15 protein-coding genes and 1 riboswitch are annotated in these 15,883 nt (G+C 74.5%); of the genes, 2 read left to right on the top strand and 13 right to left on the bottom strand.

What is annotated here, in order from left to right; translation table 11 throughout:
• Positions 1-2: 2 nt before the first annotated feature.
• The 6 genes from ACGFZN_RS00150 to ACGFZN_RS00125 form a co-directional block, all read right to left on the bottom strand.
• Positions 3-1,751, bottom strand: coding sequence for a PP2C family protein-serine/threonine phosphatase (locus tag ACGFZN_RS00150; protein ID WP_393856164.1), 1,749 nt, complete (start codon positions 1,749-1,751; stop codon positions 3-5).
• Positions 1,748-2,821 carry a SpoIIE family protein phosphatase gene (locus ACGFZN_RS00145; RefSeq protein ID WP_393856163.1) on the bottom strand — a complete coding sequence of 358 codons (1,074 nt, stop codon included), beginning with the start codon at positions 2,819-2,821 and terminating at the stop codon, positions 1,748-1,750. The genes ACGFZN_RS00150 and ACGFZN_RS00145 overlap by 4 nt, the downstream gene beginning before the upstream one ends.
• Positions 2,818-3,261 (bottom strand): ATP-binding protein, encoded by a 444-nt coding sequence (locus tag ACGFZN_RS00140; protein ID WP_393856651.1) that lies wholly within the window; start codon positions 3,259-3,261, stop codon positions 2,818-2,820. The genes ACGFZN_RS00145 and ACGFZN_RS00140 overlap by 4 nt, the downstream gene beginning before the upstream one ends.
• A complete protein-coding gene (locus ACGFZN_RS00135) occupies positions 3,261-3,671 on the bottom strand; it encodes an STAS domain-containing protein (protein ID WP_393856162.1) in 411 nt (136 codons plus the stop codon). The genes ACGFZN_RS00140 and ACGFZN_RS00135 overlap by 1 nt, the downstream gene beginning before the upstream one ends.
• Complete coding sequence (locus tag ACGFZN_RS00130; RefSeq protein WP_393856161.1) at positions 3,668-4,609, bottom strand: STAS domain-containing protein; 942 nt, start codon at positions 4,607-4,609, stop codon at positions 3,668-3,670. The genes ACGFZN_RS00135 and ACGFZN_RS00130 overlap by 4 nt, the downstream gene beginning before the upstream one ends.
• Positions 4,610-4,672: 63 nt before the next feature.
• Positions 4,673-5,863, bottom strand: coding sequence for a PP2C family protein-serine/threonine phosphatase (locus ACGFZN_RS00125; RefSeq protein WP_393856160.1), 1,191 nt, complete (start codon positions 5,861-5,863; stop codon positions 4,673-4,675).
• A gap of 201 nt (positions 5,864-6,064) precedes the next feature.
• On the opposite strand from ACGFZN_RS00125, the gene ACGFZN_RS00120 reads away from it, so the two are divergent.
• A complete protein-coding gene (locus ACGFZN_RS00120; RefSeq protein WP_393856159.1) occupies positions 6,065-6,499 on the top strand; it encodes a MarR family winged helix-turn-helix transcriptional regulator in 435 nt (144 codons plus the stop codon).
• 247 nt (positions 6,500-6,746) lie between these two features.
• Here ACGFZN_RS00120 and ACGFZN_RS00115 read toward each other — a convergent pair whose 3' ends face one another.
• The gene (locus ACGFZN_RS00115; protein WP_393856158.1) at positions 6,747-8,816 is read right to left on the bottom strand and encodes a SpoIIE family protein phosphatase; all 2,070 of its coding nucleotides are present in this window, start codon (positions 8,814-8,816) and stop codon (positions 6,747-6,749) included.
• A 518-nt stretch (positions 8,817-9,334) separates the two neighbouring features.
• Here ACGFZN_RS00115 and ACGFZN_RS00110 point away from each other — a divergent pair.
• Complete coding sequence (locus ACGFZN_RS00110) at positions 9,335-9,919, top strand: histidine phosphatase family protein (RefSeq protein WP_393856157.1); 585 nt, start codon at positions 9,335-9,337, stop codon at positions 9,917-9,919.
• Positions 9,920-10,013: 94 nt separating this feature from the next.
• Here the strand turns inward: ACGFZN_RS00110 and ACGFZN_RS00105 are convergent, their stop codons facing one another.
• From ACGFZN_RS00105 to ACGFZN_RS00080, 6 genes are all read right to left on the bottom strand, one after another.
• On the bottom strand, positions 10,014-10,766 hold the full coding sequence (locus ACGFZN_RS00105; protein ID WP_393856156.1) for a CbtA family protein: 753 nt from the start codon (positions 10,764-10,766) through the stop codon (positions 10,014-10,016).
• 21 nt (positions 10,767-10,787) lie between these two features.
• Complete coding sequence (locus ACGFZN_RS00100; protein ID WP_393856155.1) at positions 10,788-11,009, bottom strand: CbtB-domain containing protein; 222 nt, start codon at positions 11,007-11,009, stop codon at positions 10,788-10,790.
• 35 nt (positions 11,010-11,044) lie between these two features.
• Positions 11,045-11,185: riboswitch (cobalamin riboswitch) on the bottom strand.
• Positions 11,186-11,256: 71 nt separating this feature from the next.
• Complete coding sequence (locus ACGFZN_RS00095; RefSeq protein WP_393856154.1) at positions 11,257-12,465, bottom strand: sensor histidine kinase; 1,209 nt, start codon at positions 12,463-12,465, stop codon at positions 11,257-11,259.
• A 243-nt stretch (positions 12,466-12,708) separates the two neighbouring features.
• A complete protein-coding gene (locus ACGFZN_RS00090; protein WP_393856153.1) occupies positions 12,709-14,445 on the bottom strand; it encodes a cation acetate symporter in 1,737 nt (578 codons plus the stop codon).
• A 31-nt stretch (positions 14,446-14,476) separates the two neighbouring features.
• The gene (locus ACGFZN_RS00085; protein WP_393856152.1) at positions 14,477-14,866 is read right to left on the bottom strand and encodes a hypothetical protein; all 390 of its coding nucleotides are present in this window, start codon (positions 14,864-14,866) and stop codon (positions 14,477-14,479) included.
• Between the two features lie 125 nt (positions 14,867-14,991).
• The gene (locus ACGFZN_RS00080; protein WP_393856151.1) at positions 14,992-15,792 is read right to left on the bottom strand and encodes a LytR/AlgR family response regulator transcription factor; all 801 of its coding nucleotides are present in this window, start codon (positions 15,790-15,792) and stop codon (positions 14,992-14,994) included.
• Between the last annotated feature and the right edge of the window lie 91 nt (positions 15,793-15,883).

The raw sequence follows: 15,883 nt of genomic DNA, 5'->3' as shown, positions 1-15,883 counted from the left end.
GGTCAGGCGCCCTGCGTACGCCGCTCCGGTCCGGTCGGCGTCACGGTGTGGCACAGCAGCAGACAGACGTCGTCGTCGCGCTCGGAGTCGTGCAGGAGGGGTTTGAGCAGGGCGTCGGCGGCGGCGTCCGGGTCCTGTTCCAGTTCCGGCGCGCTCAGGGCGCCCAGCGCCCGGCGGAGGCGTTCGATGCCGGGATCGATGCCCTGCGCCCGGCGTTCGACCAGGCCGTCGGTGTACAGCACCAGGGACGACCCGGGCGGCAGTTCGGCGACGTGGTCGGCGTAGGTGTACGTCACCGGGATGCCCAGCATGACGCCCGGCTTGTCGCCCAGGACCCGCACGGCTGCGTCGGCGCCGCGCACGACGGCGGGCGGATGGCCGGCCGACGCCCAGACCACCTCGGGTTCGCCGGGCCGGATGCGGGCGACCAGCGCGGTGGCGTACAGGTCGGGCTGCAGGTGCCGGAGCATGTGGTGCAGGCGCGTGAGGACCTGCCCCGGGGTGGCGTTGTCGACGGCGTAGGCGCGCAGCGCGGTGCGCAGCTGGCCCATGACGACGGCGGCGTGCAGCCCGTGGCCGGTGACGTCCCCTATGACGGCCAGCAGGCTTCCGTCGGGCTGGAGGAAGGCGTCGTACCAGTCGCCGCCGATGTTCAGTCCCTGGGTGGCGGGGAGGTAGCGCGCGGCCAGGAGCAGCCCGGGGACGGCCGGCAGGTCGGTCAGCTGGGCCCGCTGCAGGGTGTCGGCGGTGTCGCGGTAGCGCTCGTACTGGCGGGCGTTGTCCAGGGCGATGCCGACGCGGCGGGCGAGTTCCACCAGCATCACGCAGGTGTCGGGGTCGAAGCGGGGGCCGGGTGCGGTGAGGGTGAGGACGCCCAGCAGGCTGTGGGCTCCCAGCGGGATGGCCAGCAGGGGCCGCTCGGGAGACAGCGCGGAGGGCGGGAGGTCTCCGATGCCGGGCAGGTTGCCGGGGTGGGGGGCCGCGTGCTGGGGCCGGCCCGTGCGGGCGGCGGCCACCGCGGCCGCCGAGTGCTCCCGCACCGGGTGGGGCCGCTCGTCGTCCTCGTCGAAGAGCCAGACGTCGAGGTCGGCCGCGTAGTCCGGGATCAGCAGCTCCGACAGGCGGCGCACGATGGCCGTGGGGCTGAGGGACGCCGTGATGGCGGCGCTGGCGTCACCGAGGAAGGTCAGCAGGCGCCGGGCGCGCTCCGCCTCGGCGCGGGCAGCCCGCTCGGCGTCGAGCAGCTCCCGCTGGGCCCGTACGGCGGCTTCGAGGTCGGAGTGCAGCGCGAGCACGCCCTGGTTGGTGTCGTGCAGTTCCTCCCGGTGCAGCCGGATGAGGTGTTCCTGCTCGTCCAGCAGGCTCAGCAGGGCGGCGGTGTCCTCGTCGGCGTGCAGCAGCGCCTCGGGCAGCGGCAGGCCGGTGCGGGGAGGGTGCCCGGCGGGCGGGCGGGGCAGGGGGCAGCTGAGAGCGGGCCCGCCGTCGGGGGCCGGGAGAGCGGAGCCGACCGGCCGCAGCCAGACGTCGAGCCGGCCGTCCTGGTGGTCGCCGGTGTGCCGGAGGTGGAGCAGGAGTTCCCACTCGCCGCCCCGGCTCAGGCAGTGGCGCAGCCGCGCCGTGAGCGACGTGAGGAGGCGGGCCCGCTCCAGGGCCGGCGTCCCGCCGTCGGTGAGGACGCGGTCGACGGCGGCACGGGCCAGGGCCGCGTCGGTGACGGACGCGATCTTCCAGACGTCGGGGGGTGCGGTCATGGACGTCCGTCCGGGGGTTCGGGGGCCAGGACGGCCACGCTGGTGTCGTCGCGCAGCGGGCGTGCGGCGCTGCCGGCGTCCCGCAGGACGACCGCGGCGGTCACGGCCGGGTCGTGGCCGAGGAGCCTGGGGTCGTGCGGCGGCTCCCAGCGGCTGGGCAGCCCGTCGCTGTGCAGGACGAGCAGGCTGTCCTGCCGCCAGGAGGCCTGCTGCACGGGCACGGTGGCGGGGAAGTGGGCTCCGACGATGCCCGGGTGGGAGATGAGCGGCTGCCACACGTCCTCGGTGCGCAGCCGGGCGCCGATGTTGCCGACGCCGGCGAAGGACAGCCGGCCGGTGCCCTCGTCGAGCTGGGCGACGCCGACGGCCGCACCGCGCGTGGTCCGCAAGGCCTCGTGCAGGCGCCGCAGGATGCCGGCCGGCGGCAGAGCGGCGCTCGTGCGCAGTTCCTCCACGGCGGCGGTGGACGCCTCGGCCGCCTTGCCGCCGTGGCCGAGTCCGTCGGCGAGCAGCAGCGTGACCGTGGGTCCGGAGCGCACCCAGGCGAAGGCGTCGCCGGAGTGCTCGGCATGGGCGAGCGAGGTGACGACGCCTCCGGCGCGCACGCCCGTGGCGGAGGGGGTCCGTCCCGGTGACGGGGTGCCCGCGGGACGCGCCGGCCTGATGCGCGCCACGGCGACGGTGCCCCGGCCCGGCCTGCTGTGCAGGTCGAAGTCGCTGGAGACGCGCAGGCAGGTCCCCAGGCCCGCGCCGAGCGAGGAGGAGGCGGTGGTGTGCCCGTCGCGCAGTGCCGCCTGGACGTTGCCGATGCCCGGCCCGTGATCGAGCGAGGTGATCTGCACCCCGGGCACGGCTTCGGCACGGGTGTCGCAGGGACCGGTCAGGTTGATCACGATGCGGCCGCCGCCGACGTGCTTGACCAGGTTGGTCGCCAGTTCGGTGGCCACCAGCGCCGCGCCCGCGGTGGCGTGGGCGTCCAGCCCGGTGCGGGCGCAGGCGGCTTCCGCGGCCACGCGCACGTCCCGCACCCGGGTGCTGTCCTGGACGGGGATGTCCCAGACCCGGCTCATGGCGCCCCCGCACGGGGGCCGGGCACGCCCGTGGCCCAGTCGGTGATGGTGACGGTCGTGCCCTTGCCGGGACGGCTGTCGAGGGTGAACTCCTGGACGAGCCGTTTGGCGCCGCTCAGGCCCAGGCCCAGGCCGCCGCCGGTGGTGTAGCCGTCGGTCATGGCCAGGCCGATGTCCCGGATGCCGGGGCCGTCGTCGACGAACGACAGCCGCAGTCCGCGTCTGCCTCCCTCGTCGAGGACCGTCATCTCCATGGCCCCGCCGCCGCCGTGCACCAGCGTGTTGCGGGCCAGTTCACTGACCGCGGTGACCAGCTTCGTCTGCTGGACCAGACTGAAGCCGAGGTCGGCGGCGGCCCGGCGTACGCGCTGGCGTACCCAGGCCAGGTCCGCGTCCGAGCCGATGGGCAGACGCGTGGTCGGCGCGAGTGGGGCATGCATCATGCACCCTCTTCCGGGTGTGCGGGTGAGGCTGCCGAGGGGGCGCGGCCCAGCAGGGACAGCGCCCTCTCGACGTCCAGGGCCGTGTCCAGGCCGGGCAGGGTGAGGCCCAGCTCGACCAGGGTGATGGCCACGGCGGGACGCATGCCGGCCAGCACCGTCCTGGCTGCCAGCAGGTGTGCGTTCGCGGCGATCTCGGCCAGGATGCGGCCGAGGAAGGAGTCGACCGTCTCCACCCCGGAGATGTCGATCACGACTCCGCCCACCGGGCCGGCCGCGATGCGGTGGGCGAGGTCGTCCTTGAGCTGTTCGGCCGCCCCGTCGAGGAGCTCTCCCTGCAGGGTGATCAGCAGGACGTCGCCCAGTGCCAGGACCGGCACCGTGCCCGCGTGGCCGGAGAAGCCGGTCACCGTGCGTTCGCTCCCGCGTGCGGGCGTGGCGAGACGACGATGCCCTGCTGGGTGAGCGCGTGGGCCAGGGCGTCGGCGAGACCGGCCCGGGTGATGATCGTCCCCAGGTCGATGCCGAGGTGCACGATGGTCTGCGCGATCGCGGGGCGGATGCCGGAGACGATGCACTCCGCGCCCATCAGACGGGCCGCTGCGACGGTCTTCATCAGGTGCTGGGCGACGAGGGAGTCGACGGTCGGCACGCCGGTGATGTCGAGGATGGCGTACCGGGCCCGCTGCTCGACGATGGCCTCCAGCAGGCTCTCCATCACCACCTGGCTGCGGGCGCTGTCCAGCGTGCCGATCAGCGGTACGGCGACGACGCCCTCCCACAGTCTGATGACCGGGGTGGCCACCTCCAGCAGCTGCTCGCGCTGCCGGGCGATCAGCTCCTCCCCCGCGCTCAGGGTCGTCTCCATGACGACCAGGCGCAGCGTCCCCATGAGCACCGCCAGCGCGAGCAGGCACGCGTGCGCGTGCTCGTCGGCGGACTCGGACTCGGCGCGCAGCAGCGCGGCCGCCGGTGCGCGCAGCCCGCCGACCTCCGCGGCGATCTGCGCGGGGCCGAATCCGGCCCGGGCGCGGGAGGCGGCCATCCGGCCGAGCTGGTCCTTCACGGCGCCGAAGCCGGGGGCGTCGATGTCCTCCAGCCGCCCGGAGCGGGCCGCCTCGGCGAGGGCGTCCACCACGGCCCGGCACGCCTCGACCGCCTCGTCCCGGGAGACGGTGAACACCGTGCTGAACAGAGCGGCGTCCGCCCACCGCTGGGCGATCTGCTCGCGCCGCCGCTCCAGGAAGCCGGCCAGTTCCCGCACGACCTCGGGGGCCACGTCGTGCTGCTCCGCCACTACATCGTCTCCCTGCTGCGCGCTCGGCGGCCCACCTGTACGGCAGGCCATGAAACAATTATTGCTTTATGGCAAGCGTTGGTGCGACGGTATCCGCCGAACCACACGCGATCGTCACATTCGGCTTGCCGGGGCCGGCCCGCCGCCCGGGTTCCTGCCCCGCCAGTCCAGGCACACCACCAGGGCGTCGTCGTCCGGCACCTGCTTGCCGCGGTGGCCGGTCAGCTCGCGCAGGATGGCGCGCGGCACCTCGGCGGCGGGCAGCAGCCGGGTGGCCTGGATGGCCCGGGCCAGCGCCGCGTCCCCGTACGCCTCACCCTTGGGCGAGGCCACGGCGTGCACGCCGTCGCTGACGAAGACGAGCCGGTCGCCGGGCTCGACCTGGAAGTCCTGGGCCACATAGTCGGTCTCCTCGAACATGCCCAACGGAAGCTGGGCGTCGAAGGTGACGCGCTCCACGGCGCCGTCCCGCAGCCGCAGCAGCTGCGGTGAGCCGGCGTCCACGACGCCGGCGCGGCCGGTGGCGAGGTCGAAGTCGAACATGAGCACGGACAGGTAGCAGCGCCCCTGGTAGTGCGCGTAGACGGCCTGGTCGGCGAGGGCCGCCTGGTCGGCGATGGAGATGCCGGCGCGCCGCGCGTTGCGCAGGGCGTTGATGGCCAGGTTGGTGAGCAGGGAGGCCTCTATGCCCTCGCCCATGCCGTTCGTGACGTACAGCATCAGGTGGTCGGCCGTCGCGGACCAGTCGAAGTTGTCGCCGAAGATGGCGTACGCCGGCTCCAGTTGCGCCCCCAGTTCGTACTCGGGGCGGGAGCAGGAGCGGCCGGGCAGCAGCTGCCACTGCATCTCGGCGGCGAGGGTGAGCCGGTCCTTGCGCCGCGCCTGCAGATACACGTCTGTGTCGCGCTCGGCCACGACCAGCTCGTGGCCCAGCACCTCGGCGATCTCGGCCAGTTCGGGCTCCGAGCGACGTACCGCCTCGCTCCCGGACAGGGTCACGGACAGCACGCCGAGCCGGTCGCCGCGCACGGTCACCGGAAGGTGCAGGCGGGGCCGCCCGTCCCGGCCCTCCTCGCAGTACGGCTTCTGCGAGCCGAAGGCCCGGCCGGCCGGGCTGTTGTGCACCGACAGCGGCCGGAGCGCGGGGGACGACAACGGCTGAAGCACCGTCAGGCCGTAGTCGGCCATGAACAGCTCGACGTCTTCCGCGCCGTACTGCTCGATCAGTACGACGCGCACGGCGTCGAGCAAGGCATGAGGGGCCGCCGTGCGCAGCGCGCGTTCAGCGGCATGGAGTCTTTTCACGATGAGAAACACACCTATCTTTTCGCCGGACAACGAACGGGCCTCGCCCACGAGGCCGAACTCCCGCTTGAAGCGCGCCGGTCGCAGCGGATCGGCTGCGGCCGCGCGTGCGCCTAGTACGCTGACAGGCACCCCAGTGCCTGCGAGAGTGTGACCGTGACTGCCTTCCGCCGCCGCCCAGAGCCCGAACAGGTCGCACGCGTGACCACCACGGCCGTCGAGCTGCTGGAGGTCGTGTGGGGCCGGGCCTCCACCGCGCCCACCTCCGCGTCCCAGCTTCGGGTGCTGCACATCCTCGAGCACCACGACGGCATCAACCTGCGCACGCTCGCCGAGAGCCTCGCCTCGACCCCGCCGTCCACGAGCCGGTTGTGCGACCGGCTCGTCGCCGCGGGGTTCGTCGAGCGGGCGGTGAGCGCGGAGGACCGGCGCGAGGTGCGGCTGCACCTCAGCGGCCCGGGCCGCGCCTTCCTCGCCGACCTGCGCGCCCGCCGGGAGCGGGAGCTGCGGAAGGTGCTGGCGGATATGCCCGCTGGCAAGCGGATCGCGCTGCTGGAGGGGCTCGAGGCGTTCTGCGCCACAGCGGCGACGCAGATACACGAGGACTCCACGGATCCCAGCAGCCAGACCGCCTGAGCCGCCAGGGGCGGCGCCTGCGTCACCGCCGCCTTTCGGCGACGACGACCAGCGCACGGAGTGGTCTCCGCCCACCGGAGCATTCCAGGTCCTTCCCCGCGCACGTCCGACACGGTTACTTTGTTGCCTCATGGCTATTGTTGTCAAACGGCAACAGTCCGTCTGACAGCCCTTACCTGGATGCGGTTACCCCGTAACGGCGCGATGTGCAGATGTTGTGCCGAAAGTCTCGGCAGCAGCCGGCCGCTCAGTCGAGGGCACGGGCGACGAGCAGGGCGACGTCGTCCTCGCCGCCGGGCGGGCGCAGCGCCGCAAGGAGCCGGTCGCAGGTGTCCTCGACGTCGTGGCCGCGGGTCGTGGTGAGGGTGTCGAGGAGCGTGTCCAGGCGGGCGTCGATGGGCTCGCTGCGGGTCTCGACCAGGCCGTCGGTGTAGAGGACCAGTTCGTCGCCGGGGCGGAAGGGGATGGTGGCCGCCTCGAAGGGCACCCCGCCGACGCCGAGCGGCGCGCCGGTGGGCAGGTCGAGCAGCCGCGCCGCCCGGCCGCGCCGGATCAGCGCGGGGGGCAGATGGCCGGCGAGGCAGATCTCGCAGGTGCCCCGGTGGGGGTCGTGGACGCAGTAGATGCAGGTGGTGATGGTCTGCTCGATGACCTCGGTGAGGTGGTCCAGGTGGTGGAGGGCCTCGGCGGGGGCGAGCGAGAGTTCGGCGAACGCCCGCGCGGCGCTGCGCAGTTGGCCCATGGTGGCGGCGGCCTTGATGCCGCTGCCCATGACGTCCCCGACGACCAGGGCGGTGCGGTCGCCCTCCAGCGGGATGGCGTCGTACCAGTCGCCCCCGATCTCGCTCGTGGCGCCGGCCGGCTGGTAGCGGCAGGCGACCTCCAGGCCGGGCAGGCCCGACGGGGGCTCGGGGAGCAGGCTGCGCTGGAGGGTGAGGGCCGCGTCGCGCTGGGCCTGGTATCCGCGGGCGTTGTCGATGCAGACCGCGGCGCGGGCGGCCAGCTCGCAGGCGAGGAAGGCGTCGGCGGCGTCGAAGGGGACGGGGTTGCCGATGCGGGTGAGGTCGAGGGCGCCCAGGACCTCGCCCCGGGCCAGCAGCGGTACGGCCAGGTAGGAGTGGACGCCGGCCGCGTCCATGAGGGAGGCGGCCTCGCCGTGCCGGGCGATGCGGCCCAGATCCTCTCGGGTGGTGTGCGGCACCAGGACGGGACGGCGGGTGCGCACGCACCGGGTGATCAGCCGGTCGCCGCTGTAGCTGGCGAGTCCCCCGGGCGGGTCCGCGGCCCGGACGGCCTCGGTGGGGTGGGCCGCGCTCACGGCGAGGGCGCGGAAGACAGCCGGCCCGTCGTGTGCGGCGGCCCGGCCGTCGAGCGCGCTGTCGAGGACGTCCACGGCCGCCACGTCGGCCAGCCCCGGTACGACGACGTCGGCGAGTTCGCGCGCCGTGGTCTCCACGTCCAGTGTCGTGCCCACGGCGGTGGAGGCCCTGGCGATCAGGGACAGCCGTTCCCGGGCCCGGGCCGCCTCGGCGGCGGCTCGGTGGCGTTCGGTGACGTCGATGACGGCATAGGCGAGGCCGAGGACCCGACCGCCGGAGTCCTCCAGCCGGTAGTAGGACACGGACCAGGCGTGATCGTGGTCCGGGTCGGAAGGAGGACGGCAGACGATGTGCCGGTCCACGACCGACTCGCCGGTCTCCAGGACATGGCGCAGACGTCCCTCGGGGTCGGTGTCCAGGTAGGTGAGGATCTCGCCGACCGGGCGGCCCAGGCGCTCGGCGGCGGACTGACCGGTGATCCGTTCGAGCGCGGGGTTCACGGCCAGGTACCGCAGGTCCGGGTCCAGGATGGCCAGCCCCACGGGGGACTGGGACACCAGGCACATGGCGAGGGCGGCATCGCGCTCGACGCGCTCCACCGCGCGCTGGTCCGCGGCGAGGCCGAGGGCGTAGACGTCACCGAGGTCGTCCAGCAGCCGCATGTTGCGGAACTCCACCATGCGGGTGCTGCCGTCCTTGTGCCGGATCGGGAAGGCCCCGGCCCAGTCGGCGCCCGTCCCCATGACCTCGGCGAACAGCTTGACCACTTCGTCGCGGTGCTGCTCGTGGATCATGAGCTGGGCCGCGTACTGCCCCAGCGCCTGCTCGGCGGTGTAGCCGAAGAGGTCCTCGGCGTTCGGGCTCCAGAAGACCACCTGCCCCTTGGGGTTCAGGACCACCGCGGCGACGCTGAGCAGATCCAGCAGGCCACTGGGCGGCGCGGCGGAACCCGCCGCCGACCGGTCGTGGCCTGCCCGGGACGGTTCGGTCGCGCCCATGCCTCGGCTTCCTTCCCGCCCGGCCCCTCGGCTCGCGCCGCACGGGCCGGCGTTCTGGTCTCATCCCTCGTCTCTCCTCCATCGTCGGCCCAGGCCGGGCAGCACACATCTGGACCGGCCACGGGACACCGGCGACGGACCTCGGTCACGGTGTGCAGGACGCCGGTGGGCGGCGCGTACGAGGACGTGCCAGGCGTGCCGGGTGTGCCGGGAGGGCTTGAGCTGATGGATGTGTCAGGTGTGCCGGATGTGCCGGAGTCCCCCGATGTCCGGCCCCGGCGCGCCGACGTGATCACCGCCCGGCCGCTGCGGGCACGGCGACCGCCGGCACCGACGCCGAGGTGCAGGGACGGCCCCCGCGGGCACCGACCGGACCGGGCCCCGAATGCTAGGGTCGCGACCGCGCGGCACGGGACGAGGCGGCCTGCGCGGTCCGACCGCTCGCTCCTCCGCCAGTCAACACAACCAGCCTGGCACCGGAGCCGGCGTTCCGTCATGACGACAGCAGGAGCCACCACTTGACCAGCCGAGTCCTCCTGGTCTCCCCCGCGATGAGCGTGTCCGCGCGGCAGGCGCGTTTCGACGACGACGGCCCGCTCGACGACGCCGGTGCGGCACGGGCCCGCGCGGCGGCGGGGTCGCTGCCCTCCGCGGCGCGTGTCCTGGTCTCCCCCGGCGTGCGCTGCCGGGAGACGGCCGCGGCGCTGGGCCTCGCCGGCGTGCCCGCACCGGAGTTGGCGGGGCTCGACGTGGGGCGCTGGCGCGGCCGGACCCTGGAGGAGGTGGGGGCCGCCGAGCCGGACGCGGTGGGCCGCTGGCTCACCGACCCCGAGGGCGCGCCGCACGGCGGTGAGTCCGTGCGCGATCTGTGCGGGCGCGTCGGGCGCCTGCTGGCCGACGCGCGGGCCCTGGACGGCCGTACGGTCGCCGTGGTCGAGCCCGAGGTGGTGCGGGCGGCTGTCGTGGGCGCGCTGGGGCTGCCCCTTTCCGTCTTCTGGCGCCTCGACGTACCGCCGTTGACGGTCACCGAACTCAGCGGGCGGGCCGGGCGCTGGAATCTGCGTCTGGGGCGTCCGCTCCCCACGCCGCAGGAGACCGGATAACCGGGCCGGGCGGGGCAGGGGCCTGGTGGCGTGCGGCCGTGGCACGGCGAAGGCCCCTCGGGCGGTGCCGAGGGGCCCTGGGCGACCGGAGGGGTCAGTGTGCGGCCGGAACCGCGTGCCCGCTCGTGGCCTTCGCCGGCCTCGGGTTCAGCAGCCGGTCGGCCAACTCACCGAAGGCGAGGCCGAATCCGGCCCACAGTGCGGTCTGGATCGCCAGTGCCGAGAGCCGGAACCGCCACAGCAGGGTGGCGGGGAAGTCGTTCGGCACCTCGTTGACGGCGGGCAGGAACTGGTAGGCCAGGCCGATCAGGACGGTGAACGCGGCCACCGCCACCACGGTCGCCCACCAGGTGCCCAGGCTCGGCGCGAGCCGCTTGCCCAGGATGGTGGCGGCGACCGCCAGCAGGACGCCGAGCAGCATCATCAGGAAGTACAGGGCGGTCCGCTTGCCGATGGTGCCGGCGTCGCCCACCGACGGCGGGTTGGCCGGATACTTCAGGAACGGCGCCACGTACACGGCGAGCAGTGCGCACCCCGACAGCAGCAGTGCCGTGGCCCGCGGGCCGAAGCGGCCCACCCGTCCGAGGGCGAAGCAGAAGGCGAGCGCGGCGATGCCGCCGAAGGCGACGCCGTAGACGAGGACGCCGGTGGCGAGGCCCGCCGTGGACTGCAGGGAGCGGGACACGGTCGCCGTCTCGTGCTCGTGCGTGTGGGCGTGCTCGAAGCTGATCGCCTTGTCGACGTTCGGCTCACCGAGGACGTACGCCACGACCAGGGCGAGCACGCCGGCCGCGAGGCCGGCGAGCATGCCCCGTACGAGCAGGTTCCGTACGGTTGCGGAGTTCATGGGTGTGCGGTGTCCCCGGCGTCAGTGGCAGGGGAAACCGAGCAGGTGACGGGCGTCGTGCACCCACTCGTGGACGTCCGTGCCGTTGAACACGGAGGTGGCGCCCTGCTCGGCGCCGACGAAGTAGAGCAGGATCAGCATGAGGACGCCGAAGAAGACCGCCCAGGGAGCTATCGCCCTCAGCGGCAGCTTGGCGGGAACGACGGGGGTGGTGGCTGTCGGCTGGGCGACGGTCTGCGCCATGGCAGGACCTCCTCTGGGAGTTCGCGTCCCATCTCGGTGGTGCACAGGACGACGGCCACGGGTCTGACTCACGGGTCCCTCACGGGAGTTCCGCATACAGTGGCGCGACCGTGCCGGATTCCCACCGGCTTCCGTTCCGCCGTCGTCGATATCGGACCGACCGTACCGCGTGACAGGCGCATGGCCAAGACCGCCTCCCGGTACGTGATCTTCCTCTCCCGCCGGGTGGGGCGGGCGGGACAGGCTGCTACCCCTGTGCGGAGCGTGCCTGGATGCCGGGGCGGAACTTCGGGACGCGGAGGGTGATCTTCGTGCCCGCGCCGACGCCCGTCTCGATGACCAGGCCGTGGTCGTCGCCGTAGACCTCGCGCAGCCGGCCGTCGACGTTGCTCAGGCCGATGCCGGTGGCCGGTCCGGCGGTGCCGCGCAGGATGGCGCGCAGGCGTTCCGGTTCCATGCCGACGCCGTCGTCCTCGACGACGACGCGGGCCTCGGTGCCCTCGTCCTCGGCGATGATCGTCACGCTCAGCCGCTCCACGGGTCCCTCCAGGCCGTGCTTGAGGGCGTTCTCGACCAGGGGCTGCAGGCAGAGGAAGGGCAGCGTGACGGGAAGCACCTCGGGGGCGATGCGCAGGGTCACCTTCAGGCGGCGGCCGAAGCGGGCGCGGGCGAGTTCCAGGTACTGCTCGATGGAGCGCAGTTCCTCGGCGAGGGTGGTGAAGTCGCCTTCGCGCCGGAAGGAGTAGCGGGTGAAGTCGGCGAACTCCTGCAGGAGTTCGCGGGCGCGCTGGGGGTCGGTGCGCACGAAGGACGCGATGCTGGCGAGGGAGTTGTAGATGAAGTGCGGGGAGATCTGCGCGCGCAGGGCCCGCACCTCGGCCTCGTGGGCGCGGGCGCGGAGCCCGTCGAGACCGGCGAGTTCCAGGCCGACGGAGAGCCGGCGGGCCGCTTCCTCGCCGGCGCGCACCAGAGCGGTGGACTCCTCGGCGGCGAACACGGCGAGGGCGCCCTGCTGCCGCTCACCGCCGTCCGGGTCGTCGGCGGTGAGCGGCAGCAGGGCGCCCCAGCGCACGGGGCAGCGGGGGTCGTCGCAGGACAGCGGGAAGGTACGGGCGCGGGGCGGGCGGGCGAGCAGCGCCGTCACCTCCGCGCGATGGTGGTCGCCGGCGCCGTCCCAGGCGAGCACGGAGGCGTCGTCGGTGAGGGCGAGGGCGGGGGTGCCGAGCAGCGGGCGCAGCCTGCGGGCGGACTTGCGGGCGGTGTCGGGGGTGAGCCCGGCGCGCAGGGGCGCCGCGGCGAGCGCCGCGCCGTGCAGGCCGTGGGCCAGGGCGCGGGCTCCCTCGCCGTCGGCGGAGTGCTCCTGCTGCCGGCGCGCCGCACCGTGCCCGAGCGCGGCCCCGAGCACGAACAGCGCGAGCCCGGCCAGCACGAGCGCGGCGGTGCCGAGGACGGTCATGACCTGGGCGGGATGGGGCCGGCGGAGCGGGCGCGGGCGCCGGGTGCGCAGCGACCGCGCCGACCCACCGCGGCACGGGCCCGACGGCCGCACTCCCCCGGCCGCCGGTGCACCGGAGCCGTGAACGGCATGCCTCCGCGGCGCAGTTGGTCCTCATGGTGGCTCCGGTCCGGCAGGGCGCGGCCGGTGGCCGGGGCCAGGGAGCGGTGGGCGGTGCGGGTGGGTGGCACGGGGGCTCCTCGGTCAGGGCGTCGCCGGTCCGGGGCGGGCGGGGGGCGGGCGTTCGGGGAGGTGGAGGCGGGACATGGTCGCGGCGGTGCCGGGCGGTACGCGGTCGCGGGTGGCCAGGGAGGTCAGGATCATCGCGGCGAAGCCCGCGGGGACCGACCACACCGCGGGCCAGGCGAGCAGCGTGTGCAGCCAGCCCGAGCGCGCGCCGCCGGCGATCGTGGCCGTCACGGCGGTGAACGCCGAACCCCCGCCGAGGAGCAGCCCGGCGATCGCGCCCGGCGGGGTCAGGCCGCGCCACCAGATGCCGAGGACGAGCAGCGGGCAGAAGGAGGATGCCGAGACGGCGAAGGCCAGGCCGACCGCGTCCGCGACGGGCAGGTCGCTGACCACGGCCGCGGCGGCGGTCGGCACCGCGATGGCGGGCAGCGTGGCGAGCCGGAAGTGGCGGACGCCGAGGGTGGGCAGGACGTCCTGGGCGAGGACGCCCGCCACCGACATGGTGAGCCCGGAGGCCGTGGAGAGGAACGCGGCGCAGGCGCCGCCGGCGACGAGCGCGCCGAGCAGGTCCCCGGCGACACCACCGAGCAGCCGCTGCGGCAGGACGAGGACCGCGGCGTCGGTGTCGCCGGTCAGGAGCAGGTCGGGGGCGTACAGGCGGCCGAGCATGCCGTACAGGGGGATGAGCAGGTAGAACGCGCCGAGCAGGGCGAGCACGCTGACGGTGGTGCGGCGGGCGGCGCGGCCGTCGGGGTTGGTGTAGAAGCGGACGACGACGTGCGGCAGCCCCATGGTGCCGAGGAAGGTGGCGAGGATCAGCCCGTAGGTGGCGTACAGGCTGTGCTGTCCGCGGTCCGAGGACAGCGGTCTGGCCCAGCTGGACGGCGCGGCCCGGCCGGGGCCGGCGTCGGGCAGGGGGACGCCGGCGCCGGCCGGGAAGCGCAGGGCCGTGCCCGCTGCGATCCGGTGCCGGCCCTCGCCGAGCCGCAGCGAAGTCCCGTGCACGGTACGGCCGTCGACCGTCCCGGAGGCGGTCACGCGGACCGGCTCACGCACGGTGAGGGTGAGCGTCCGGTCGACGCGCACCTCGGTGGAGCGGTGGAAGACGGGCCGTTCGTCCCAGGCGGCGGCCGGGGCGCCGTCGCCGCGCCAGGCAAGCAGCAGGAACACGACGGGCACCAGCAGGGCGGTGAGTTTGAGCCAGTACTGGAAGGCCTGGACGAAGGTGATGCTGCGCATGCCGCCCGCGGCGACGGCCGCGGTCACCACGGCGGCGACGATGAGTCCGCCGAGCCAGCCGGGGGCGCCGGTGAGCAGCCGGAGGGTGAGGCCGGCCCCGCGCAGCTGGGGCAGCAGATACAGCCAGCCGATGCCGACGACCAGCACGCCGGCGGTCCTGCGTACCGCCCGGGACTCCAGCCGGGCCTCGGCGAAGTCGGGCAGCGTGTAGGCGCCGGAGCGGCGCAGCGGGGCGGCGACGAAGGCCAGCAGCACCAGGAAGCCGGCGGTGTAGCCGATGGGGAACCAGAGCATGTCGACGCCCTGGGCGAGGACCAGTCCGGCGACGCCGAGGAAGGAGGCGGCGGAGAGGTACTCGCCGCTGACCGCGCAGGCGTTCAGCCGCGGGGCGACGGTGCGGGAGGCGACGTAGAAGTCGGAGGTGGTGCGGGAGATGCGCAGGCCGAGCGCGCCGACGAGGACGGTGGCGAGGATCACGGCGGTCACGCCCACGATGCCGTACGTCTGGTTCACCGGCCGGCTCCGGCGGCAAGTCGGCGCATGGTCAGGGGCGTTCCGCGGGCGTGCCGGCGGCCGTGCCGGTCTCGTTGCGTTCGGCGCGGCGCACGTACCAGACGCCGATGGCGAGCAGGGCGGGGTACGGCGCCACGCCGAGCAGCAGCCAGACGGCCAGGGGGACGCGGGGTGCGGCGTCGGCGAGCGGGAGGATCCGCAGCAGGACGGGGAGCAGGCCGAGCAGGAGCGCGAGGAGGGCGGTCGCGGTGAGCGCGGCCCGCAGCTGGCGGCGTATCAGCCGGCTCGCGGCCGCCTCGGAGCGGGGGTGCGGGGAGGAACGGGGATACGGGGAGGGCGCGGGGCGGGGTGCGGGCGTACCGCCGGCGGGGCGCGGCCGTGCGGTGACCACCTCTCTGCGAGGGACGGACTCCGCACCCATGCCGCACTCCCCGACGCCGCGGTGATCACCCTGTGCTGCGGCGAGTGTACGCAGCGGGCCGGTGCCGGGACAGCGGCCGGACCGCAATCGCCACAGCTCCGTCACCCGGCGGACGGGCGAGCGGCTCACCGCGCCCTGCCCGCCGCGTGTCTGGTCAGCAGGTCGCGCAGTTCGCGGGCGTTGCGCCGGCTCACGGCGAGGAGGCGGTCGCCGATCCGGACGGACACGTTGCCGCCGTCGAGGCGGAGTTCCTCGATGCGGCCGAGGGCGACGAGCCGGCTGCGGTGGATGCGGACGAACCCGCGGGCGCGCCACTGTTCCTCCAGCGTGGACAGCGGGACGCGCACCAGGTGGCTGCCGTGGGGGGTGTGCAGGCGCGCGTAGTCGCCCTGGGCCTCGACATGGGTGATGTCGGCGATGGGCACGAACCGGGTCACCCCGCCCAGTTCGACGGGGACGTGGTCGCCGGAGGCGGGCGCGGGCGGGGCCGGGGCGGCCGGCCGGGGACCCTGTCCGGCCCGGACGAGTTCGGCGACCCGGCGCACGGCCTCGGCGACGCGTTCCTTGCGCAGGGGCTTGAGGAGGTAGTCGACGGCCTTGAGGTCGAAGGCGCGGACCGCGAAGTCGTCGTGCGCGGTGACGAACACGATCAGCGGCCGGGCCGCGAACCCGCCGATTAGACGCGCCAGTTCGAGACCGTCGAGGCCGGGCATGTCGATGTCGAGGAAGACGGCGTCGACGCGCTCCGCGCCGTCCGGCCCGCCCTCCACGGCGCGGCCGAGCCGGCGCAGCGCCTCGGTGGGCCCGGCCGCGGGCACCACGGCGCCGACCCGGGGATCCCGCTCCAGGAGGTAGAGCAGCTCCTCGAGCGCGGGTTCCTCGTCGTCCACGGCCAGCACCCGCAGCGGGCCGTCGCTCGCGCCCATCCGCACCGCTCCTTCCTCTTTCAACCACCCTTGCTGGCATGGTGGTCCAGCCGGCCGCCCGCGTCGAGATCGCCGGCGCGGTGTACGGCGC

Source organism: Streptomyces sp. NPDC048192 (assembly GCF_043202415.1).
Taxonomy (GTDB): Bacteria; Actinomycetota; Actinomycetes; order Streptomycetales; family Streptomycetaceae; genus Streptomyces.
The sequence above is the reverse complement of the archived record's forward strand: the minus strand, read 5'-3'. Positions and strand labels throughout refer to the sequence as shown.

Bases quoted from the DNA above. Each gene is read 5' to 3' on its own strand.
- ACGFZN_RS00150 (WP_393856164.1), bottom strand. From the start codon at position 1,751: ATGACCGCACCCCCCGACGTCTGGAAGATCGCGTCCGTCACCGACGCG.
- ACGFZN_RS00145 (WP_393856163.1), bottom strand. From the start codon at position 2,821: ATGAGCCGGGTCTGGGACATCCCCGTCCAGGACAGCACCCGGGTGCGG.
- ACGFZN_RS00140 (WP_393856651.1), bottom strand. From the start codon at position 3,261: ATGCATGCCCCACTCGCGCCGACCACGCGTCTGCCCATCGGCTCGGAC.
- ACGFZN_RS00130 (WP_393856161.1), bottom strand. From the start codon at position 4,609: ATGGCCTGCCGTACAGGTGGGCCGCCGAGCGCGCAGCAGGGAGACGAT.
- ACGFZN_RS00115 (WP_393856158.1), bottom strand. From the start codon at position 8,816: ATGGGCGCGACCGAACCGTCCCGGGCAGGCCACGACCGGTCGGCGGCG.
- ACGFZN_RS00105 (WP_393856156.1), bottom strand. From the start codon at position 10,766: ATGAACTCCGCAACCGTACGGAACCTGCTCGTACGGGGCATGCTCGCC.
- ACGFZN_RS00100 (WP_393856155.1), bottom strand. From the start codon at position 11,009: ATGGCGCAGACCGTCGCCCAGCCGACAGCCACCACCCCCGTCGTTCCC.
- ACGFZN_RS00095 (WP_393856154.1), bottom strand. From the start codon at position 12,465: ATGACCGTCCTCGGCACCGCCGCGCTCGTGCTGGCCGGGCTCGCGCTG.
- ACGFZN_RS00085 (WP_393856152.1), bottom strand. From the start codon at position 14,866: ATGGGTGCGGAGTCCGTCCCTCGCAGAGAGGTGGTCACCGCACGGCCG.
- ACGFZN_RS00080 (WP_393856151.1), bottom strand. From the start codon at position 15,792: ATGGGCGCGAGCGACGGCCCGCTGCGGGTGCTGGCCGTGGACGACGAG.